At 64.2% G+C, this 19,104-nt stretch carries 20 protein-coding genes; 8 read left to right on the top strand and 12 right to left on the bottom strand.

Annotation, left to right across the window (positions count from 1 at the left end; translation table 11 throughout):
* Positions 1-13: 13 nt before the first annotated feature.
* From CAG00_RS20195 to ribBA, 4 genes are all read right to left on the bottom strand, one after another.
* A complete protein-coding gene (locus CAG00_RS20195) occupies positions 14-823 on the bottom strand; it encodes an ABC transporter permease (RefSeq protein ID WP_015270845.1) in 810 nt (269 codons plus the stop codon).
* Positions 824-829: 6 nt separating this feature from the next.
* Positions 830-1,747 (bottom strand): ABC transporter permease, encoded by a 918-nt coding sequence (locus CAG00_RS20190; RefSeq protein WP_015270844.1) that lies wholly within the window; start codon positions 1,745-1,747, stop codon positions 830-832.
* Complete coding sequence (locus CAG00_RS20185; protein ID WP_025339643.1) at positions 1,744-2,769, bottom strand: ABC transporter substrate-binding protein; 1,026 nt, start codon at positions 2,767-2,769, stop codon at positions 1,744-1,746. The genes CAG00_RS20190 and CAG00_RS20185 overlap by 4 nt, the downstream gene beginning before the upstream one ends.
* Before the next feature lie 355 nt (positions 2,770-3,124).
* Entirely contained in the window at positions 3,125-4,246 is a 1,122-nt protein-coding gene (ribBA, locus tag CAG00_RS20180; protein ID WP_085665181.1) for a bifunctional 3,4-dihydroxy-2-butanone-4-phosphate synthase/GTP cyclohydrolase II, read from the bottom strand.
* 78 nt (positions 4,247-4,324) lie between these two features.
* Between ribBA and CAG00_RS20175 the strand changes: the two genes are divergently transcribed.
* Positions 4,325-4,618 (top strand): DUF1330 domain-containing protein, encoded by a 294-nt coding sequence (locus tag CAG00_RS20175; RefSeq protein WP_085665180.1) that lies wholly within the window; start codon positions 4,325-4,327, stop codon positions 4,616-4,618.
* 114 nt (positions 4,619-4,732) lie between these two features.
* Here the strand turns inward: CAG00_RS20175 and CAG00_RS20170 are convergent, their stop codons facing one another.
* Positions 4,733-5,455 carry a pirin family protein gene (locus CAG00_RS20170; protein ID WP_085665179.1) on the bottom strand — a complete coding sequence of 241 codons (723 nt, stop codon included), beginning with the start codon at positions 5,453-5,455 and terminating at the stop codon, positions 4,733-4,735.
* 225 nt (positions 5,456-5,680) lie between these two features.
* Here CAG00_RS20170 and CAG00_RS20165 point away from each other — a divergent pair, with 225 nt between their 5' ends.
* Together CAG00_RS20165 and CAG00_RS20160 are read left to right on the top strand one after the other, a co-directional pair.
* Positions 5,681-6,745, top strand: coding sequence for a polymorphic toxin type 44 domain-containing protein (locus CAG00_RS20165; RefSeq protein WP_085665178.1), 1,065 nt, complete (start codon positions 5,681-5,683; stop codon positions 6,743-6,745).
* On the top strand, positions 6,732-7,118 hold the full coding sequence (locus CAG00_RS20160) for a hypothetical protein (RefSeq protein WP_236222574.1): 387 nt from the start codon (positions 6,732-6,734) through the stop codon (positions 7,116-7,118). Before CAG00_RS20165 ends, CAG00_RS20160 begins: the two co-directional genes overlap by 14 nt.
* A gap of 40 nt (positions 7,119-7,158) precedes the next feature.
* Here the strand turns inward: CAG00_RS20160 and CAG00_RS20155 are convergent, their stop codons facing one another.
* A complete protein-coding gene (locus tag CAG00_RS20155) occupies positions 7,159-8,178 on the bottom strand; it encodes an alpha/beta hydrolase (RefSeq protein ID WP_085665176.1) in 1,020 nt (339 codons plus the stop codon).
* A gap of 145 nt (positions 8,179-8,323) precedes the next feature.
* Here CAG00_RS20155 and CAG00_RS20150 point away from each other — a divergent pair, with 145 nt between their 5' ends.
* A complete protein-coding gene (locus CAG00_RS20150) occupies positions 8,324-9,208 on the top strand; it encodes a LysR family transcriptional regulator (protein ID WP_085615154.1) in 885 nt (294 codons plus the stop codon).
* A gap of 588 nt (positions 9,209-9,796) precedes the next feature.
* Here CAG00_RS20150 and CAG00_RS20135 read toward each other — a convergent pair.
* From CAG00_RS20135 to purU, 6 genes are read right to left on the bottom strand one after another with little or no spacing between them, the layout of a single operon-like run.
* Positions 9,797-10,402 carry a sarcosine oxidase gene (locus tag CAG00_RS20135; protein ID WP_085665175.1) on the bottom strand — a complete coding sequence of 202 codons (606 nt, stop codon included), beginning with the start codon at positions 10,400-10,402 and terminating at the stop codon, positions 9,797-9,799.
* A gap of 3 nt (positions 10,403-10,405) precedes the next feature.
* Positions 10,406-13,309, bottom strand: a complete 2,904-nt coding sequence (locus tag CAG00_RS20130; RefSeq protein ID WP_085665174.1) for a 2Fe-2S iron-sulfur cluster-binding protein — start codon at positions 13,307-13,309, stop codon at positions 10,406-10,408.
* Positions 13,306-13,611, bottom strand: coding sequence for a sarcosine oxidase subunit delta (locus CAG00_RS20125; protein ID WP_075044863.1), 306 nt, complete (start codon positions 13,609-13,611; stop codon positions 13,306-13,308). The genes CAG00_RS20130 and CAG00_RS20125 overlap by 4 nt, the downstream gene beginning before the upstream one ends.
* Positions 13,612-13,623: 12 nt before the next feature.
* Positions 13,624-14,865: an FAD-dependent oxidoreductase gene (locus tag CAG00_RS20120; protein WP_013973144.1), complete on the bottom strand. Its 1,242-nt coding sequence runs from the start codon at positions 14,863-14,865 to the stop codon at positions 13,624-13,626.
* Positions 14,847-15,758 carry a bifunctional methylenetetrahydrofolate dehydrogenase/methenyltetrahydrofolate cyclohydrolase FolD gene (gene folD, locus CAG00_RS20115; RefSeq protein ID WP_085665173.1) on the bottom strand — a complete coding sequence of 304 codons (912 nt, stop codon included), beginning with the start codon at positions 15,756-15,758 and terminating at the stop codon, positions 14,847-14,849. The genes CAG00_RS20120 and folD overlap by 19 nt, the downstream gene beginning before the upstream one ends.
* Positions 15,755-16,621 (bottom strand): formyltetrahydrofolate deformylase, encoded by an 867-nt coding sequence (gene purU / locus CAG00_RS20110; protein WP_013973142.1) that lies wholly within the window; start codon positions 16,619-16,621, stop codon positions 15,755-15,757. Before purU ends, folD begins: the two co-directional genes overlap by 4 nt.
* Before the next feature lie 263 nt (positions 16,622-16,884).
* Here purU and CAG00_RS20105 point away from each other — a divergent pair, with 263 nt between their 5' ends.
* From CAG00_RS20105 to CAG00_RS20090, 4 genes are all read left to right on the top strand, one after another.
* A complete protein-coding gene (locus tag CAG00_RS20105; RefSeq protein ID WP_025338667.1) occupies positions 16,885-17,286 on the top strand; it encodes a hypothetical protein in 402 nt (133 codons plus the stop codon).
* A gap of 258 nt (positions 17,287-17,544) precedes the next feature.
* A complete protein-coding gene (locus tag CAG00_RS20100) occupies positions 17,545-17,766 on the top strand; it encodes an MbtH family protein (RefSeq protein WP_016711157.1) in 222 nt (73 codons plus the stop codon).
* Positions 17,763-18,482 (top strand): thioesterase II family protein, encoded by a 720-nt coding sequence (locus tag CAG00_RS20095; protein WP_085665172.1) that lies wholly within the window; start codon positions 17,763-17,765, stop codon positions 18,480-18,482. Before CAG00_RS20100 ends, CAG00_RS20095 begins: the two co-directional genes overlap by 4 nt.
* A 57-nt stretch (positions 18,483-18,539) precedes the next feature.
* Positions 18,540-19,091 (top strand): hydrolase, encoded by a 552-nt coding sequence (locus CAG00_RS20090; protein WP_025338669.1) that lies wholly within the window; start codon positions 18,540-18,542, stop codon positions 19,089-19,091.
* Positions 19,092-19,104: the final 13 nt, after the last annotated feature.

The following is a 19,104-nucleotide window of genomic DNA, read 5'->3' as shown; positions in this document are numbered from 1 at the left end:
TTTCTCCGCGCGCTCAGGCGTTGGCTTCGGTGCGCCGGCGCAAGGCGGCGGCAATGAACATGACAAGCAGCGACAGGCCGATCAGCAGGGTCGAGGCCACGGCGATGACCGGGCTGAGGTCCTGGCGCAGGGTGGTCCACATCTTCACCGGCAGGGTCTGCAGGTCGGGGCTGGCCATCATCACGCTCAGCACCACTTCATCCCACGACACCAGGAAGGCAAACAGGCCGCCGGCGATCATCCCTGGGCGAATGGCCGGGAAGGTCACCTTGAAGATCGCCTGCAGGCGCGAGGCGCCGCAGATCACCGCGGCATCCTCGATCGACTGGTCGAACAGCTTCAGCGAGTTGATGATCGAGATGATGGTGAAGGGCAGGGCGACGATCACGTGGCTGACCACGAAGGCGAACAGCGTGCCGGTGTAGCCGAGCTTGAGGAACAGCGCGTACACCGCCACGGCAATGATCACCAACGGCACGATCATCGGCATGGTGAACAGCCCGTACAGCAGCTCGCGGCCGGGGAAGCGGCCACGCACCAGGGCAAACGCGGTGGGCAGGCCGAGCAGCACGGCGGCGATGGTGGTCAGCACGGCCACCTTCAGGCTTGCCAGCGCGGCGTCCATCCACTCCGGGTTGGAGAAGAACTGGCCGTACCACTTGAAGGTCCAGCCCGGTGGCGGGAACACCAGCCACTGCGACGAGCCGAACGACAGCAACACGATGAACACCACCGGCAGCAGCAGGAAGGCCGCGATGACCCCGGTGGTCAGGTACAGGCCCGTACGCAGCGGGCGGCCCATGGCATTGGGAGACAGGAGCATGGCGGTTTACCTCGCGTTGCCGACCGGGGATTCCGGCTGCAGCTTCAGGTACAGGTAGAAGAGCACCAGGGTGATCACCACCAGCAGTGCGGCGGCGGCGCTGGCCAGGCCCCAGTTGAGGAACGACTGCACCTGCTGGATGATGAATTCGGGCAGCATCATGTTTTGCGCACCGCCCAGCAGGGCCGGGGTGACGTAGTAACCGAGCGACATCACGAATACCATCAGTGCCCCGGAGAACAGCCCCGAGCGGCACAGCGGCAGGAACACCTTCCAGAAATTGGTCCATGGGCTGGCGCCGCAGATCGAGCCGGCCTGCAGCACCATCGGGTCGATGGCGTGCATGGTCGCCTGCAGCGGCAGCACGATGAACGGGATCATGATGTAGCTCATGCCGATCACCACGCCGGTCAGGTTGTGCACCATTTCCAGCGGGGCATCGATGATACCCATGGCCATCAACGCCTTGTTGATCACCCCCGAGCTCTGCAGCAGCACCAGCCACGAGTAGGTGCGCGCCAGCAGGCTGGTCCACATCGACAGCAGCACGATGTTCAGCAACCAGCGGCCCCAGCCCTTGGGCACCAGGGTAATTGCCCAGGCCAGCGGGAAGCCCAGCAGCACGCTGATCAGGGTGACCACGCCGGCCACCGAGAAGGTGTTGAACAGTACCCGCGCATAAGCCGAGTTGGCGAACAGCTGCTCGTAGTTGCCCAGGCCCGGCGTTGGCTCCAGCACCCCGCGCAGCAACAGGCCGGCCAGCGGGGCAAAGAAGAACAGGCCAAGGAACAGCAGCGCCGGGAGCAAATTGCGGCTGCCTTTCCAGCGCTGGCTCAGGCTGACGCGGCGGGGGGCCGTTCCCGGGGCGCCGGTGCCCGTGGGGGCACCTTGCGCGTTATGCAGGGCGTTGATGGCGACTTTCATTTGACCAACCACTCATTCCAGCGGGCTGCGATGGCCTGGCCGTTCTTGGCCCAGTAGGCGAAGTCGAGGGTGACCTGGTCCTGGGCGTAGGCGGTCGGCAGGTTCTGCGCGAGGTCTTTGTCCAGCTTGGCCACGCTGTCGACGTTCACCGGCGCGTAGGCAGTCTTGTTGGCGAACTCGGCCTGGCCTTCGGCGCTGCTGGCGTTGGCCAGGAACTTCATGGCCGCGTCCTTGTTCTTGGCCCCTTTGGGGATGACCAGGAAGTCGGCCATGACCAGGTTCTGCTTCCAGCTCACGCCCACCGGTGCACCGTCTTGCTGCAGGGCATAGACGCGGCCGTTCCAGAACTGGCCGAGCGAGGCTTCACCCGAGGCCAGCAGTTGCTGCGACTGGGCGCCACCGCCCCACCAGACGATGTCTTTCTTGATGGTGTCGAGCTTCTTGAAGGCGCGGTCCAGGTCCAGCGGGTAAAGCTTGTCGGGGGCTACGCCGTCGGCCAGCAGGGCCAGTTCCAGTACGCCTGGGCTGGGCCATTTGTACAGGGCGCGCTTGCCGGGGTAGGTCTTGGTGTCGAACAGTGCGGTCCAGTCCACCGGTTTGTTGGCACCGAGCTTGCCTTCGTTGTAGCCGAGCACGAAGGAGAAGAAGAACGAGCCGACGCCATGGTCGGAGACGAAGCGCGGGTCGATCTTGTCGCGCTTGATCTGGGTGAAATCGAGGGGTTCGAGCAGGCCTTCGCTGGCGGCACGCAGGGCGAAGTCGGCTTCGACGTCGACCACGTCCCACTGCACGTTGCCGCTCTCGACCATGGCCTTGAGCTTGCCGTAGTCGGTAGGGCCGTCCTGGACGACCTTGATATCGGTGGCTTTGGTGAAGGGTGCGGCCCACGCTTCTTTCTGGGCGTCCTGGGTGGTACCGCCCCAGCTGACGAAGTTCAGGCTGTCGGCGGCCTGGGCGGCCTGACATGCCAGGGTCAGCAGGCTGGCGGACAGCACTGCGGTTACACGTTTGCTCAACAGCATGGTTACGCCCTCGTTGCTTTTGTTATTCGAGGCGGGGCTTGTGGTGCGCCCGCCAACAGTGTTCGGGGAGCAGCTAAAACAAAGTGTCTTGTGGCCGTTTTTTGATTGTAGGTGCCGGCCTGCAGATTCAAGGTCTACGGGATATCATATTATGGTATTCCAAACTTTTGGCAAGAGGTATGAGGCTACCGGCCATCACTCCGTCCTCTGCAATTTGCCGCGAACCTTTGTAGGAGCGGCCTTGTGTCGCGAAAGGGCCGCAAAGCGGCCCCCGGATTTCAGCGTCGACACATGAATTGTCGGGGCCGCTTCGCGGCCCTTTCGCGACACAAGGCCGCTCCTACAGGGGCCTGTATCAGCTCGCCAGTCCGGGCTCGAAGGAGATGCTTTGCACGACCTCCAGCTCATACCCCGCCAGCCCCGCGTATTTCAGCGGCGGGCCCAGGTGGCGCAGCTTGCCCACGCCCAGGTCCTGCAGGATCTGCGCGCCTGTACCCACCTCCGAGTACACCTTCGATTGCCCACGCTGGTAAGGCCGCACCGGCTGGGTCAGCTGCGGCACGCGCTCCAGCAGCGCCTGCGAGGACTCATGGTTGGCCAGGATCACCACCACGCCGGCGCCTTCCTCGGCCACTTTCTGCAGCGCCGCCCACAGCGTCCAGTTGGCAGGGCCGGCGTATTCGGCGCCGACCAGGTCGCGCAGCGGGTCGATCACGTGCACCCGCACCAGGGTCGGCTGCTCGCGGCGGATATCGCCCATGACCATGGCCATGTGTACGCCGCCTTCGATGCGGTCTTCGTAGGTGACCAGGCGGAAGGTGCCGTGCACGGTCGGCAGTTCGCGTTCGCCGATGCGCTTGATGGTCTGCTCGGTGCTCAGGCGGTAGTGGATGAGGTCGGCGATGGTACCGATCTTGATGCCATGCCGGGCAGCGAACACCTCCAGGTCCGGGCGACGGGCCATGGTGCCGTCGTCGTTGAGCACTTCGACGATCACCGACGCCGGGGTGAACCCGGCCAGGCGCGCGAGGTCGCAGCCGGCTTCGGTGTGGCCGGCGCGGGTCAGCACCCCGCCTTCGCGGGCACGCAGGGGGAAGATGTGGCCGGGTTGCACCAGGTCTTCGGGGCGGGCGTCGGGGGCCATGGCCGCCGCCACGGTACGCGCCCGGTCGGCAGCGGAAATACCGGTGGTAACGCCCGTGGCCGCCTCGATCGACACGGTGAAGGCGGTGCTGAACACGCTGCCGTTGGCCGGCACCATCTGCTCCAGGCCCAGGCGTTGGCAGTGATCGTCGGTCAGGGTCAGGCAGATCAGCCCGCGCGCTTCACGGGCCATGAAGTTGATGGCCTGGGCGTCGCAACGCTCGGCGGCGATCAGCAGGTCGCCTTCGTTTTCCCGGTCCTCGTCATCCACCAGCAGGACCATCTTGCCTTGCCGGTAGTCCTCGAGAAGTTCTTCGATGGTGTTGAAAGCCATGTTGCACGCTCACTGTGGCGGGGTGATGATTATGGTATACCATCATACACAAATATCGCCGTAACAGGAGAGCAACGCATGAAGGCCTATTGGATCGCCCATGTGGACGTGACCGACCCCGAGCAATATCAGCAGTACACCCAGCGCGCCCCGGCTGCCTTCAAGGCATTCGGCGGCCGTTTCCTGGCCCGTGGCGGGCGTAGCGAGGCGATGGAAGGGCGGCCTACCCCTCAGCGTAGCGTGGTGATCGAGTTCGATTCGTACGAGCAGGCGCTGACGTGTTACCGGTCCGAGCTGTACCAGGAGGCTTGCAGCCATCGCCAGGGGGTGGCGAAGGCTGAGGTGATCATCGTCGAAGGGTTCGAGCCCTGAGTTGAACTTGCGGCCTCTTCGCGGGTAAACCCGCTCCCACAGGTACGCCACAGATTTCGAAGACTGTGGCGTACCTGTGGGAGCGGGTTTACCCGCGAAAGGGCCGGACCTGCCTTATGGCATGCCAGGCAATTCATGCGGCCGCAGGTCGAACACCAGCACCTCGGCATCCACCCCGTTGCTTAGCTCCAGCACCTGTTCCTGCCTCACCCGCACCCCGTCCCCTTCGTTCAGCACTTGCCCATTGAGCTCGATGCTGCCCCGGGCCACATGCACATAGGCATGGCGGTTTTCCGGCAAGGTCAGGGTGGCACGCTCGTCACCGTCGAACAGGCCGGCATACACCCGCGCATTCTGCCGTACCTGCAACGACCCCTCGGCGCCATCCGGCGAAATGATCAGGCGCAGCTTGCCGCGCTTTTCCTCGGCACTGAAATGCTGTTGCTGGTAACGCGGCGTTGCGCCTTGCACGTTCGGTACGATCCAGATCTGCAGGAAGTGCACCGGCTGCACCTGGCTGTGGTTGAACTCGCTGTGGGCCACGCCGTGGCCAGCGCTCATCAGCTGCACATCGCCCGGGCGGATCACCGAGCCGGTGCCCAGCGTGTCCTTGTGCTCCAGCGCGCCTTCCAGCACGTAGGAGAAAATCTCCATGTCGCGGTGCGGGTGTTGACCAAAGCCCTTGCCGGGTATGACGCGATCGTCGTTGATCACCAGCAGGTCCGAGAAACCTTGCTCGTCGGGGTTGCGGTAGTGGCCGAAGGAGAAGGTGTGGAACGATTTCAGCCAGCCATGAAAGGCCAGGCCGCGGTCTTTGGCGTTACGGACGGTGAGCATGGTGATTCTCCTTGAATGCCGGGGCCGGGAGGGCTGCCGTGCTGTCTATGGAGATAACTTTACTGTCACCTATTTCTTTAAAAAATAGTGTCTGAAAGGAATGACTGTCTTGTAATTCGTGACAGTTGCCTCAGGTTTTTGTAGGGCAATTCTGAGTTTTCCGCCGCTCGGTCTCTTTCTGTTTTGCCGGTGATAGCGTCGGGATTTCCATACAGGGAGTTGCTCATGACACGCATATCGATACATGGCAAAGGACAGGCACTCGATGGCGACCTCACCACCACCGGGGCGCTCTGCATAGCCAGCAGTACCAATTATCGGGGGAACGACCAGCGTGCTCTGCGCCTGGGGGACACCACGACAGAGTGCCCGGAATGCAAGAAGCCCGGTGTAATCGTTGAAGGGCTGCCTTTCTTCAACATTGAAGGAAAACCAGCTGTGGTAGACGGGGCGCTGGTCAAGTGTGGCTGTCCAGAGGGCAATAACCGGGTCATGGCCATGGGAGGACCTGGCTTAGCGGCAAGCCCCTCAGCGGCACAGCAGGCAAGCCAGGCGGTAACATCAGGTCAAGGCGATTCCACTTCCCCCATCAAAACTTCGCTAGCAGAAGCAAAATCGCAGCCTGTGATCTGCAAAGATCCTGACATGATGGAGCAGGTTGCCAGCTATATTGCCGGAGAAATGAATCGCAACATCACACACCCATCCGTGCTGAAAATGCGGAAGCTAACCAGCTTTGACGCGACAGAGGAACATGCAAAATTTCGAAAGCTTCCTTGGTACGCACGTCTTTTACCGCCTGACTTTCAAGCAATGATGGTTGGCAACACTGCTGCCGCGATGGCGCTTTGGACAGAGCGGGTGGGTCAGAACAGACCATGGGATCACAAGGTGGCGATTGCACAACGGTTCGGCAGGGTTTGGCATAAGCAAGGTGAAGTCGACTACTACTACGACATCTGGTCGAACATCCACTATGGCTATGTAGGACGGGCGGGGGGCCTTTCAGAAAGTGTACTTCTGGATGGTGCCGGGCTTGAGCAGATTGCATCAGACAGCATTCGGAAGGTTCAAGATTGGGATGAACAAGATGGGCCTCGTCGCTACGCAGACATCGACGGGATGCGGGCTTGGGATGATATAGGCGATCATGTCTCCATCAGTATTGGCATCAAACTGTATACGCAGCACCCAAACGGTGGGATTACGGCAAAGGTGCTCATGGAAGAGGTATTAGCATTGCCACTGTCAAGCTGGGGAGGTAGCGTACGTGATCATGTCTGCAACTAAACCGAAACGGCATCTCTGGCGCTGGGTGGTTGCGATAATGCTCGCCCCAATCGTCTTTTGGTATGTCGCCACACCCTGGGTAAGTTTTCATTTTTCTGACAAAGGCCAGGGGCGTCTTGGCTACATCCTGAATGTCCAGCACGATATATCAAAAGGTGAGATCTACCCAGGTGAAACCACCGGCGGCCCCGGTCACATCTTCCCGAACGACCAATTTTTCATGCAGCTCGATTGGAACAACCGTGGAAAGTGGCACTGCATTCGGGCCAAACCCAAGTGGCCCAGGATCGATATTTACATCGGGGCGGACGGTGCCATCGATAGCCGCACCGATGGCAGATTCATTGAAGCCTGCGGGCCATTTCCGCAATAGAAGCAAAAGACCCGCCTAGGCGGGTCTTTTGCTTATCGACTCACTGCAGATGCACTTTAAGTTCGGTACCCGCCTGCCTCATCGCCGCCTTCACCGCCGGCACCTGGCTCAACGGGTTCAACAGCCCATAGTCATGAATCATCCCGTTGTAGCGCACCGAGGTCACGGTCACGCCGGCCGCATTCAGCTTGCGGGCATACGCTTCACCCTCATCGCGCAGCACATCGAATTCGGCGGTCTGCACCAGTGCTGGCGGCAACCCTTTCAGCTGTTCACTGCTGGCCCGCAGCGGCGAGGCGTAGATTTGGTCCCGTGCCTTGGCATCGGTGGTGTAGTTGTCCCAGAACCATTTCATCATCCCGGTGGTCAGGAAGTGCCCTTCGGCAAACTGTTTGTACGATGCCGTCTCGAAGCTGGCGTCGGTCACCGGCCACAGCAGCAACTGGAAGCGCAGGGCAGGGGTGCCGGCTTCTTTGGCCTTGAGTGCTACCACCGCAGCCATGTTACCGCCCACGCTGTTGCCGGCTACGGCCAGACGTTTGCCGTCAACGCCGATTTCCTTGCCATGCTCGGCCACCCAGCGGGTGGCGGCATAGGCCTGGTTGATCGCCGTCGGGTAGTGCGCTTCTGGCGAGGGGGTGTAGTCCACATAAACCGCCACCGCACCGGAGCCGACCACCAGGTCGCGGATCAGTCGCTGGTGGGTAGGGAAGTCGCCGAGTACCCAGCCGCCACCATGGAAGAACATGAACACCGGCAGGTCACCCTGCACATTGGCCGGGCGTACCACTTGCAGCTTGATCGACTTGCCGTTGGCCTGGATGGTGCGTTCCTTCACCTCGATACCCGACAGATCGACCTTGACCGAGGCCTGGGCACCGGTCAGCACCGCGCGGGCGTCTTTCGGGCTGAGCTGTTCCAGTGGCTTGCCGCCGCCTTGTTCCAGGGCTTCGAGGAAGGCCTGGGTGTGCTGTTCGATACCCGGGCTGCCAGCAGCGAAGGCGCTGGAAACGGACAGGGCCAGAAGGGAAGCGGTAAGGGTTTTGTGGACAATGTTCATGAGCGAATCCTTTTCTGTTGAATGTTGGTAATGGGCGTCTTGCCTGGCCTTCAGGGCCATCGCTGCGACTTGTGCGTAAATTAGGGAGATGCGCTGATGGGAAAAAGCCGCTATAAAGCGTTTGACTGTCACCAAGAGCGAGACAATGAACCCTTACGAAGACATGCGCATCTTTGCCCAGGTCATGGAGGCCGGCAGTTTCACTGCGGCCGCCGACCGCCTGGGGATGTCCAAGCAGTCGGTCAGCCGGCGCCTGATGCAGCTTGAGGAGCGCCTGGGCGTGCGCCTGCTCAATCGCTCCACCCGGCGCCTGGACGCCACGCCGCTGGGCCAGCACTACTACCAGTCGGCGCTGCGCCTGCTCGGCGAAGTGCAGCAGGTGGAGCACGACATCAGCGGCCAGGCCCAGGCCTTGCGTGGCACCTTGCGCCTGAGTGCGCCGCTGTCGTTCGCCATGGCGCACCTGGGCTGCCTGCTGACCGAGTTCCTGCAGTTGCACCCGCAGGTGGATGTGGAAGTGGACTTGAGCGACCGCGCTGTTGACCTGATCGGCGAGGGCTATGACCTGGCGCTACGGATTGGTGCGCTGGAGGACTCCAGCCTGATTGCGCGGCGCATTGCCAGTGTCGAGCGGGTGTATTGCGCGAGCCCGGCGTACCTGGAAGCGCGGGGCGTGCCGGCCAGGCCGGAGCAGTTGGCTGGGCATGATTGTCTGCCATATGGGCATTCGCGGCAGGTGCAGTGGCAGTTCAGCCAGGGCGGCAAGGCACAGGCGATCCAGGTGGCCGGGCGGATGCGGGCGAACAATGGCGAGCTGCTCAGGGATGCGGCGATTGCCGGGATGGGGGTGACTTATCTGCCAACCTTCATCGTGGGCCAGGCGCTGGCGGATGGGCGGCTGGTGACGGTGCTGGATGAGTGGCGACCGCCGGCGCTGCAGCTGTCGGCGGTGTACCCGCAGCACCGACAGGTGGCGCGGCCGGTGCAGGGTTTTGTGAACTTCCTGCGCGATCGGTTGGTGCAGCTCTGACCTTCGGTACCGAGTGAGCTTCTTCGCGGGCACGCCCGCTCCCACAGGTACTCCCCAGCCCCCAAGCCTTGTGATGACCCTGTGGGAGCGGGCATGCCCGCGAACACCGGCGCAGCCGGTGCCAGCCACCGCGCTGGCTTCTTCGCGGGTGAACCCGCTCCCACAGGTACCCCGCAGCACCCAAGCCTTGTGATGAGCCTGTGGGAGCGTGCCCGCGAACACCGGCGCAGCCGGTGCCAGCCACCGCGTTGGCTTCTTCGCGGGTGAACCCGCTCCCACAGGTACCCCGCAGCCCCCAGCCCAGTGATGACCCTGTGGGAGCGGGCGTGTCCGCGAACACCGGCGCAGCCGGTGCCAGCCACCGCGTTGGCTTCTTCGCGGGTGAACCCGCTCCCACAGGTACCCCGCAGCCCCCAGCCCAGTGATGGCCCTGTGGGAGCGGGCGTGCCCGCGAACACCGGCGCAGCCGGTGCCAGCCACCGCGTTGGCTTCTTCGCGGGTGACCCCGCTCCCACAGGTACCCCGCAGCACCCAAGCCTTGTGATGCCCCTGTGGGAGCGGGTTTACCCGCGAAGAGGCCGGTGCAGGTCAATGCATCAGTTCATCCACCCCGACCCACCCACCATCGAACTCATCCATGGCATCCAGCACCGCTTCACGGAAATACGCCAGCGACGCCCGATCAAACAGCAACTGCAACGCCGGCCTCTCATCGCTCCCCACATTCAGCACGATCACGTTGATCCGCGCCGCCGAGGTCTGCGCCACCGCTCCAACGGGAAATGCCTGGGCGCGCAAGTCCACCCCGCACAACTTGGCCATCACCGCGCTGCAATACTCCCCGGACAGCTGCAGCCAGGCATGGCTATCCTGGCGCGGCAGCAGGTAGTTGCGCCGGGCATCCTGCACCCACCCGGCCTCTTCGCCAGCCACCCGTGCACCGCCGTCCGCCAGGCTGCCCAACAGCAGGTACTCGGTCTGCGACAAGCGCGCTACCCAGCCACCGTCTTGCTGGCGCACGGCCTGGTTGGGTAGCGATGGCAAGCGGTAGCCACGCGCCTGCAGGCAAGCGGCACTGTCGCCACCGCGAAACCCGACCCGTGCCAGATCGGTCAGGTCAGTCAACGCGCAGGTATGCAGCAGTTCGGCCCACGGGCCGGGTGAAATAAAAGCTTTGGCTTGCAAACTGGTCATGGCTCAGAGCTCCTGGCGCAGGTTGTCGGGATCGTGGAACGGCAGTGGCACCACCTTGGCATTGACCATCACACCGCCCTCAACGCGGATCGGGATGTGCATGCCAGGCGTGGCCTGATGGGCACCGGCGTAAGCCAGGCCGATGATCTGCCCCAGGGTTTGCGAGTATTCGCAGGATGTGACGTTGCCGCTGATGTCCGCCCCGTCCAGCACCAGATGCCCCTCCAGCGGCTGCGGGCTGCCCTTGGGCAGGGTGAAGCCGACCAGTTTGCGCTTGAGCGGCTGCGCTTCGAGGATCTCGATCGAGCGTTTGCCGACGAAGAATGGCTTCTTGCGGCCGATGGCCCACTGCATGTCGATCTCCGCCGGGTGGGTCATGCCGTCGGTGTCCTGGCTGATGATCACGTGGCCCTTTTCCAGGCGCAGCAGGCGTTGGGTCTCGACGCCGAACGGGCGAATGCCCAACCCCGCGCCGGCCTGCATCAAGGTATCCCACAGGCGCTCGGCGTGGCGCGCCGGCACGTGCACTTCGTAGCCCAGTTCACCCACAAAGCCCACCCGCAGGATGCGCGCGGCAATGCCGGCCACTGTGCCCTGGCGTACGCCGAGATAAGGGAAGGCCTTGGCCGACAGGTCCACATCGTCACACACCTTGGCCAGCACCTGGCGTGACAGCGGCCCGGCCAGGTTGACCGCGGCCAGCGCGGCGGTGACGTTGGTGACGTCCACATCCAGGCGCCATTGCGCGTTCCACTTCAGCATCTGCTGGTAGATGCGGTCGACGCCGCTGGTGGTGGCGGTGACGTAGAAGTGCTGCTCGCCCAGCCGGGCGCACACGCCGTCATCGATCACCACGCCATGCTCGTTGGTCATCAGCGCGTAGCGGGTGCGGCCGATGGCCAGCTTGGCGAAGCCGAAGGTGTAAAGGCGCTCCAGCAGTTCGGCGGCGTCGGGGCCGCGCACATCCAGGCCACCGAGGGTGGAAACGTCGATCAGGCCGACCTTCTCGCGCACATGGCGGGCTTCCTCCTGCATGCAGCGTTCGCGGTCCTCGGGCTTGCCATAATAGGCCGGGCGCTGCCAGATGCCGGCCGGCATCATCTTCGCCCCGGCTTCCAGGTGGCGGCGGTGCATTGGCGTTTGCCGGTACGGGTCGAAGGCGCGGCCGGCGACGTGGGCCAGTTTTTCCGCCTGGAACGGTGGACGGGCGGTGGTCACCCCGGTTTCGCTGATGCTGCGCCCGGTGGCGTGGGCCACCAGGCGGGCGGTCGGCAGCGCCGAGTGGCGGCCCTGGGACGGGCCCATGCCGACCGTGGAGAAGCGCTTGACCAGCTGCACATCGCGGTAGCCGCTGCGCGTGGCGTTGACGATGTCGCGCACTTGCAGGTCTTCGTCGAAGTCGACGAAATCCTTGCCCTTGGGGTGGGGGAAGATCGGCCAGGGGAAGTTGACCTTGGCTTCGGCACTGAACACGGGCTGCACCGGCGCTTCCAGGCCCAGCGCTGCCAGCGCATCGGCAGCCCCGCGAGTGGCGTCGGCCAGCACATTGCCCAGTGCGTGACGGCCGTTCACCGAGCCGGCGATATCCAGCCCGGCCGGCAGGTTGCTGATGGCGAATTCGTCGCGGTTCACATCGTAGGCCAGCTTGCCGCCAGCCTGGCACAGCAACTGGTACACCGGCATGTAGCCTGCCGACATGCACAGCAGGTCGCAGGCCAGGCGCAGGCCATGCGGGCCGACCTTGCCCTGGCCGGTGATCGGGCGAATATCCACGCCACTCACGTGGCGCATGCCCGCTTCGTGCAGGGCTTCGTACACGGTGCTGCCCAGGTGCACGGGTATATCGCGGCGCTTCAGTTCGGCGGCCAATGCGGCATCGGCTGGCGCGGCGCGCATGTCGACCACCGCGGCCACGGCCACGCCTTGCTCCTGCAGGTCGAGGGCGGCGAGGTAGCCGTCATCGTGGCCGGTGAGGATTACCGCACGCTGGCCCGGCTTGACCGCGTACAGCTTCATCAGCCGCTGCGCGGCGCTGGTCAGCATGACCCCCGGCAGGTCGTTGTTGCGGAACACCACTGGCTGGTCGAACGAACCGGCCGCCACCAGGCAGCGGCTGGCGCGCACCTTGTACAGGCGTTTGTGCTGGATCACCGGCAGGTAGTTGTCGGTGAACCAGCCGTTGCAGGTGGCTTCCAGCAGCACCTGGATGTTCGGGTGGCCCTCGACGGCTGCCAGCAGTTCCTGGCGCAGGCCGGTGGCGCGGGTGCCGGCAATGTCGAAGCGGGCGTAGGTGAGCGAGCCGCCCAGCACCGGCTGTTGCTCGATCAGCAAAACCTTGGCCCCGGCATTGGCCGCGTCCAGTGCCGCACGCAGGCCCGCCGGGCCAGCGCCGATGACGGCCAGATCGACGAACAGATAGGCCTTGTCGTAATACTGCGGCCTGAAACCGAGGTCGAGCACGCCGAGGCCAGCCTTCTTGCGAATCAGCGGCTCCCACACCTTCCACATGCCCTTGGGCTTGTAGAACGAGCGGTAATAGAAGCCCACCGGCATGAAGCGCGAAAACTTGCCCAGGTAGGCGTCGCGGTCGTGCGCCAGGCTACCGTTGAAGTTCTGCCCTTCGACCACCTGGCCATCGCGGGCGGCTTCCAGGTCGGCCAGCACATTGGGCTCGTCCGGCAGCTGCACCAGGGTGTTGGCATCCTGCCCGGCCATGCTCAGCGGGCCGCGCGGGCGGTGGTACTTGAACGAGCGCGACAGCAACCAGCGGCCGCTGCCGAGCAAGGCGCTGGCGATGCTGTCACCGGCAAAGCCCTGGCAGGCCTGGCCGTCGAACTGGAAGTGCAGGGGCCGCTCGCGGTCGATCAGCAGGCCCATGGGCGCGGGGAGGCGAGTGTGGATGTTCATCCGGCAATCTCCGGGGTGGCGGCGGGGGTGAAGTCGACGCGGCGGTCGAACAGTTCTTTCGGGTCGAAGGTGCGCAGCACCTGGTCGCTCACGGTGTGGCGTTCGGCCAGGAACCAGTAGCTGGAGGCGTTGTGCAGCCACCACTCGGTCACCACCCCGGCCAGGTTGTCGCTGTTGAACACATAGTCGGCCCATTCGGCGTCGCTGCAGCTGGCCGGGTCGGGCATGTGCCTGAATTCGCCGCCGTAGGTGAACTCGCTGATATTGCGCGGGCCGTTCAAGGGGCAGGTCAGGATCTTCATCGTCGTCGCTCCTTAGTGGCTGGCCGCGGTGGCGCCCATTTCGTTGACTTGCTGGAAGCGGCTGAAGCGCTCCAGGGCAAAGGGTGCGATCAGTTCCGGCACCTTGCCGCCACTGGCGACCAGCTCGGCCATGGTCTTGCCGCAGATCGGCGTGGCCTTGAAACCCCAGGTGCCCCAGCCGGCGTCCAGGTAATAGTTGTGCACCGGCGACAGGCCCATGATCGGGCTGTAGTCCGGTGTCATGTCGGTGATCCCGGCCCATTGGCGCATCAGCTTGGCGTTGGCCATGAACGGAAACATCTCGATGGCGTGGGCCAGCAGGCTTTCCTTGAGGTCGAGGGTGGAGCGGGTGTTGTACAACGGGTAGGGGTCGGAGCCGCCGCCAAAGACGATCTCGCCACGGCTGGTCTGCTGCACGTAGCAGTGCAGCGCCGACGAGCTGACCAGCGGATCGAGGAACGGCTTGAACGGCTGGGTGACCATGGCCTGGAGCGGGTAGGTATGGATCGGCGCACGGATGCCGGCCTTGGCCATCAGCAGCGAACTGGCCCCGGCCACGGCCTGCACCACGCAACCGCACTGCACGGTGCCACGGTTGGTCTTCACCGCCTCGATGCGCCCGTTGCGGATCAGCAGGTCCTGCACTTCGGTCAGCTGGTGGATCTCGACGCCGCGCTTGGCCGCCTGCTTGGCGTAGCCCCAGGCCACTGCGTCGTGGCGCGCGGTGGCGCCGTCGATGTGCCACAGGCCAGCCAGCACCGGCAGGTGCCCCGGGTCCAGGTTCAGGCTGGGCACCAGTTCGCGGATCTGCTGGCGGTCGATCATTTCCGTGCGGCCACCGAAGTGCTTGTTGACCTCGGCGCGCTGGCGGAAGGCGCGCACGGTGGCGTCGGTATGCGCCAGAGTGAGCTGGCCGCGCTCGGAATACATGATGTTGAAGTCGAACTCGTTCGACAGGTTCTGGAACATGCGCACCGATTCTGCGTAAAAGCGCACACCCTCACTGGTGAGGTAGTTGGAGCGGATCACCGCAGTGTTGCGTGCAGTGTTGCCGCCACCGAGATAGGCCTTTTCCAGCACGGCGACATTGGTGATGCCGTGGTACTTGGCCAGGTAGTAGGCGATGGCCACGCCGTGGCCGCCGCCGCCGATGATCACCACGTCATAGCGTGGCTTGAGTTCGCACGGTGGTGGCAGGTCGACCTCCACCGGGTAGTCGGCGCTCAGGCCGTATTTCAGCAGGGCGAAAGGCATGGGGTGCGCTCCTGGTGGGCGGCCTGTTGTTGCAGGTCGAGGGCGAGCAGGGTGTTTTTCATCAGGTAGGCGATGGTCATCGGGCCGACGCCGCCGGGCACCGGGGTGATGCCGGCCACCTGGGGCAGGGCGGCGGCGAAGTCGACATCGCCGACCAGGCGGCTGTGGCCGCCTTCGTCGATGCGGTTGATACCGACATCGATCACCACCGCGCCGGGCTTGAGCCAGTCGGCACCGATCAGCCGCGGCTTGCCCACTGCGGCCACCAGGATGTCGGCCTGGCGGCACAACGCCGGCAGGTCGCGGCTGCGCGAGTGCACCACGGTCACCGTGCAATCGGCCTGCAGCAGCAGGGCGGCCATGGGCTTGCCGACGATGTTCGAGCGGCCGACCACCACCGCATGCTTGCCGCGCAGCTCGCCACAGGCATCGCGCAGCAGGCGCATGCAGCCGCTGGGCGTGCACGGGGTGAGCACATCGCGGCCCTGGGCCAGGCCGCCGACGTTCTCGCTGTGGAAACCGTCCACATCCTTCAGTGGGCTGATCGCCTGGAGAATGCGGTGTTCGTCGATATGGGCCGGCAACGGCAGTTGCACGAGGATGCCGTTGACCTCGGGGGCGCGGTTGAGGCGCTCGATCAGGGCCAGCAGCTCGGCCTGGCTGGTGTCGGCGGGCAGGCGATGCTCCAGCGAGTGGATGCCCACCTCTTCAGCACGCAGCACCTTGTTGCGCACATACACCTGGCTGGCAGCGTCGGCACCCACCAGCACCACCGCCAGGCCCGGCTGCACGCCGCCCTGGCGCAGTTCCTGCACCTGCTCGCGTACCTCGGCCAGCACCCGCGCCGCGGTGGCCTTGCCGTCGATCAGCTTGATACCGGGAATGGCGTTCATTTGAAGATCACCGTGCGGTCGTGGTTCAGGAACACCCGGTGCTCAAGGTGGTATTTCACGGCGCGGGACAGGGCGATGGTCTCGGTGTCGCGGCCGATGGCCACCAGGTCATCCGGTGCGTAGGCATGGTCCACGCGCTGCACTTCCTGCTCGATGATCGGGCCTTCGTCGAGGTCGCTGGTGACGTAGTGGGCGGTGGCGCCGATCAGCTTCACCCCGCGCTGGTAGGCCTGGTGGTAGGGCTTGGCGCCTTTGAAACCAGGCAGGAACGAATGGTGGATGTTGATCGCCCGGCCCGACAGCTGGCGGCACAGGTCGTCGGAGAGGATCTGCATGTAGCGCGCCAGCACCACCAGTTCGGTGCCGGTGTCCTCGACGATGCGCAGCAGCGCGGCTTCCTGTTCGGCCTTGGTGTCCTTGCTGACCGGCAGGTAGACGAAACGGATGCCTTGGCGCTCGGCCATCGGGCGCAGGTCCAGGTGATTGGAGACCACGGCGGTGATCTGCATGTCCAGCTCGCCCTTGGCATGGCGGTACAGCAGGTCGGACAGACAGTGGTCGAACTTGCTCACCATCAGCAGCACGCGCATCGGTCGGGCACTGCTGTGCAGGCTCCACTGCATGTCGAAGCGCTGGGCGACATCGGCAAAGCCGGCTTCCAGCTGCGGTGTGTCACCCGTGACACCGGTGTTGTAGCGGAACACCGCGCGCATGAAGAAGCGCCCGTTGTCCTCGTCGTCGAACTGCGCCATCTCGCTGATGTAGCAACCGTGCTCGGCCAGGTAGGTGGTCACCGCGGCGACGATGCCGGACACGGCCGGGCAGCTGACGCGCAGGATGAAATGATCGGGAGCGGGATGCATGTCGGATAGGCCTCGTGATGGAGTGGGGCAGGTCGGGCACAAGGGCAAAAGAGGCTTCGCGAGAGGCGAAGTTATGTTTCTTGGCAGGAATATAAATTTCCTTTTGGCGATTTATAGGCGAAGTCAGGGGTAGCGGTCTAGAGGTTTGTGAAATTTTTTATCCTGACAGGAAAGTTTTTTAACGCCATCGTGGCTGCTGTGGGAGCCGGTTTGCCGGCGATTGGGTCCGCACAGGCGGCACAAAAACTGGCTATGCTTGCCCCATGACCAGTTCTCCATCCCTGCGCCAACCCTGCCCACCTGGCGCCTGCATTTGTGGCCGCGAACACTTGGCCGACCACCCGCAGACAGCCCAGCGCATCCTCCTGCTGACCCGCCAGGAAGAAAAGCGCCTGCTCGACCGCCTGGAAAACCTCAAGGACCTGGAAGACCTGCAACGCCTGCAGCAACGGATGTACGAAAACCTGGGCATCCGCGTGCATATCGCCCCTGGCTTCAATGAAGTACGGACCATGCGCGGGATTGTCATCGAACTGGACGACCAGCCCGGGCTGTGCCGCAAGACCCGGCAGTCGATCCCGGCGGCGATCCGCCGTGGGCTGGAGCGCAACCCGCAGGTGGCCTTCCGCTTGCTCGATACCCACGACCTGTTGCGGGATACCTGAAGACCTGCGCGGCGCGGTCCTTGTAGGAGCGGCCTTGTGTCGCGATCGGGCGCGCAGCGGCCGCAAAGCCTGCAACCCCGGTCTTCCTGGCAGGTCTGGGTCGCCTGGATTACGGCCGCTGCGCGCCCGATCGCGACACAAGGCCGCTCCTACAAGGACCGCGTCAGCCCCACTAATTTTTTCGCCGCACGCTACGTCTACTTGAAAGCCCCCCTGCGCCAGGCGCGCAGCGGCATTCATCACTCAAGGAGACAGGCAATGACTTCCGTTTTCGACCGCGACGATATCCAGTTCCAGGTAGTGGTCAACCACGAAGAGCAATACTCGATCTGGCCCGACTACAAAGCCATCCCCAACGGCTGGCGTGCCGTAGGCAAGAGCGGCCTGAAGAAGGAATGCCTGGCCTATATCGATGAAGTCTGGACCGACATGCGCCCTCTGAGCCTGCGCCAGAAAATGGCCGAAGCCGCCGCCCAGTGACTGCAATGAACCTGCTGTGCCTGCCGTATTCCGGGGTCAGCGCCATGGTCTACAGCCGCTGGCGGCGCAAGCTGCCGACGTGGCTGCAGGTACGCCCGGTGGAACTGCCCGGGCGTGGTGCGCGCATGGCCGAGCCACTGCACACCAACATGCAGGCCCTGGCCCGGCAACTGGCCGCCGAACAGCGCCTGGCGGCCAGCACCCCCTACGCGCTGCTCGGCCATAGCCTGGGCGCCTTGCTGGCATTTGAACTTGCCCATGAGTTGCAGGCGCTGGGCTGCCCGGCGCCACTGGCCCTGTTCGCCTGCGGTACCGCAGCGCCGACCCGCCGCGAGGACTACGACGGCAAGAACTGGCGCGAGCCGAAAAGCGACGCCGAGTTGATCGGCGAGTTGCGCGAGCTTCAGGGCACGCCCGAGGAAGTGCTGGCCAACGCCGAGCTGATGAGCCTGACCTTGCCCACCCTGCGCGCGGACTTCCTGCTGTGTGGTACCTACGCCTACCGCCAGCGGCCGGCCTTGCAGTGCCCGCTGCACGTGTTGGGCGGCATGCAGGACCGCGCCAGTGACGAGCAGTTGCAGGCCTGGCGCAAGGAAACCCACGGGGCGTTCTCGCTGCAGATGTTCCCTGGCGGCCACTTCTTCATCCATGAGCATGAGGACCGGGTGCTCGCTGCGCTGACCGCGTCGCTGGAACCGCTTCGGCTGTCCGCCTGATTGACGTCACCGCTTGCCTGGGGGAGGCTAGGCCTTTTCCCAGGCAAGAGGCAGACAATGCTGATCGATCCCCACAAGGCCACGCTGCTGGTCGTCGACATCCAGGAAAAACTCATCGGCGCCATGAGCGACCCTGAAGGCACCCGCGCGCGGGCCCGCTGGTTGCTGGCGGCGACGAACGAGCTGGAACTGCCGACGGTGATTTCCGAGCAGTACCCCAAGGGCCTGGGCCATACCCTGGCCGAACTGCTGGCCGCAGCGCCGGCCGCCGAGGTGGTGGAGAAAAGCCATTTTTCCTGCGTGGCCGCCGAGTGCCTGCCAGCGAGTTTGATGGCGCGCGAGCAAGTGATTGTCTGTGGCATGGAAACCCACGTGTGTGTGCTGCAGACCGTGCTCGGCCTGCTGGCGCTGGGCAAGCAGGTTTTCGTGGTCGAGGATGCCTGCGACAGCCGTACCCCGGCGAGCAAGGCCGCAGGGCTGGCGCGCATGCGGGCTGCGGGGGCGCAGGTGGTGACCCGCGAAATGGTTTTGTTCGAGCTTATGGGCAGTGCCGGCCACCCGCTGTTCCGGCACATCAGCAAGACCTACCTGGTCGGTGAACAGCCCTGAACGGCCGGTTACT

Source organism: Pseudomonas sp. B5(2017) (assembly GCF_002112825.1).
GTDB classification, from domain to species: domain Bacteria; phylum Pseudomonadota; class Gammaproteobacteria; order Pseudomonadales; family Pseudomonadaceae; genus Aquipseudomonas; species Aquipseudomonas putida_Z.
This window is presented reverse-complemented; position numbering and strand designations above follow the sequence as displayed.

What these genes read in the sequence shown, in the direction of transcription:
- CAG00_RS20150 (WP_085615154.1), top strand. Translation starts at nt 8,324, where the DNA reads ATGAACCCTTACGAAGACATGCGCATCTTTGCCCAGGTCATGGAGGCC.
- CAG00_RS20165 (WP_085665178.1), top strand. Translation starts at nt 5,681, where the DNA reads ATGACACGCATATCGATACATGGCAAAGGACAGGCACTCGATGGCGAC.
- folD (WP_085665173.1), bottom strand. Translation starts at nt 15,758, where the DNA reads ATGAACGCCATTCCCGGTATCAAGCTGATCGACGGCAAGGCCACCGCG.
- CAG00_RS20175 (WP_085665180.1), top strand. Translation starts at nt 4,325, where the DNA reads ATGAAGGCCTATTGGATCGCCCATGTGGACGTGACCGACCCCGAGCAA.
- CAG00_RS20090 (WP_025338669.1), top strand. Translation starts at nt 18,540, where the DNA reads ATGCTGATCGATCCCCACAAGGCCACGCTGCTGGTCGTCGACATCCAG.
- CAG00_RS20155 (WP_085665176.1), bottom strand. Translation starts at nt 8,178, where the DNA reads ATGAACATTGTCCACAAAACCCTTACCGCTTCCCTTCTGGCCCTGTCC.
- CAG00_RS20135 (WP_085665175.1), bottom strand. Translation starts at nt 10,402, where the DNA reads ATGACCAGTTTGCAAGCCAAAGCTTTTATTTCACCCGGCCCGTGGGCC.
- CAG00_RS20185 (WP_025339643.1), bottom strand. Translation starts at nt 2,769, where the DNA reads ATGCTGTTGAGCAAACGTGTAACCGCAGTGCTGTCCGCCAGCCTGCTG.
- CAG00_RS20105 (WP_025338667.1), top strand. Translation starts at nt 16,885, where the DNA reads ATGACCAGTTCTCCATCCCTGCGCCAACCCTGCCCACCTGGCGCCTGC.
- CAG00_RS20190 (WP_015270844.1), bottom strand. Translation starts at nt 1,747, where the DNA reads ATGAAAGTCGCCATCAACGCCCTGCATAACGCGCAAGGTGCCCCCACG.
- CAG00_RS20170 (WP_085665179.1), bottom strand. Translation starts at nt 5,455, where the DNA reads ATGCTCACCGTCCGTAACGCCAAAGACCGCGGCCTGGCCTTTCATGGC.
- CAG00_RS20130 (WP_085665174.1), bottom strand. Translation starts at nt 13,309, where the DNA reads ATGAACATCCACACTCGCCTCCCCGCGCCCATGGGCCTGCTGATCGAC.
- CAG00_RS20195 (WP_015270845.1), bottom strand. Translation starts at nt 823, where the DNA reads ATGCTCCTGTCTCCCAATGCCATGGGCCGCCCGCTGCGTACGGGCCTG.
- CAG00_RS20120 (WP_013973144.1), bottom strand. Translation starts at nt 14,865, where the DNA reads ATGCCTTTCGCCCTGCTGAAATACGGCCTGAGCGCCGACTACCCGGTG.
- CAG00_RS20160 (WP_236222574.1), top strand. Translation starts at nt 6,732, where the DNA reads ATGTCTGCAACTAAACCGAAACGGCATCTCTGGCGCTGGGTGGTTGCG.
- CAG00_RS20125 (WP_075044863.1), bottom strand. Translation starts at nt 13,611, where the DNA reads ATGAAGATCCTGACCTGCCCCTTGAACGGCCCGCGCAATATCAGCGAG.
- CAG00_RS20100 (WP_016711157.1), top strand. Translation starts at nt 17,545, where the DNA reads ATGACTTCCGTTTTCGACCGCGACGATATCCAGTTCCAGGTAGTGGTC.
- purU (WP_013973142.1), bottom strand. Translation starts at nt 16,621, where the DNA reads ATGCATCCCGCTCCCGATCATTTCATCCTGCGCGTCAGCTGCCCGGCC.
- ribBA (WP_085665181.1), bottom strand. Translation starts at nt 4,246, where the DNA reads ATGGCTTTCAACACCATCGAAGAACTTCTCGAGGACTACCGGCAAGGC.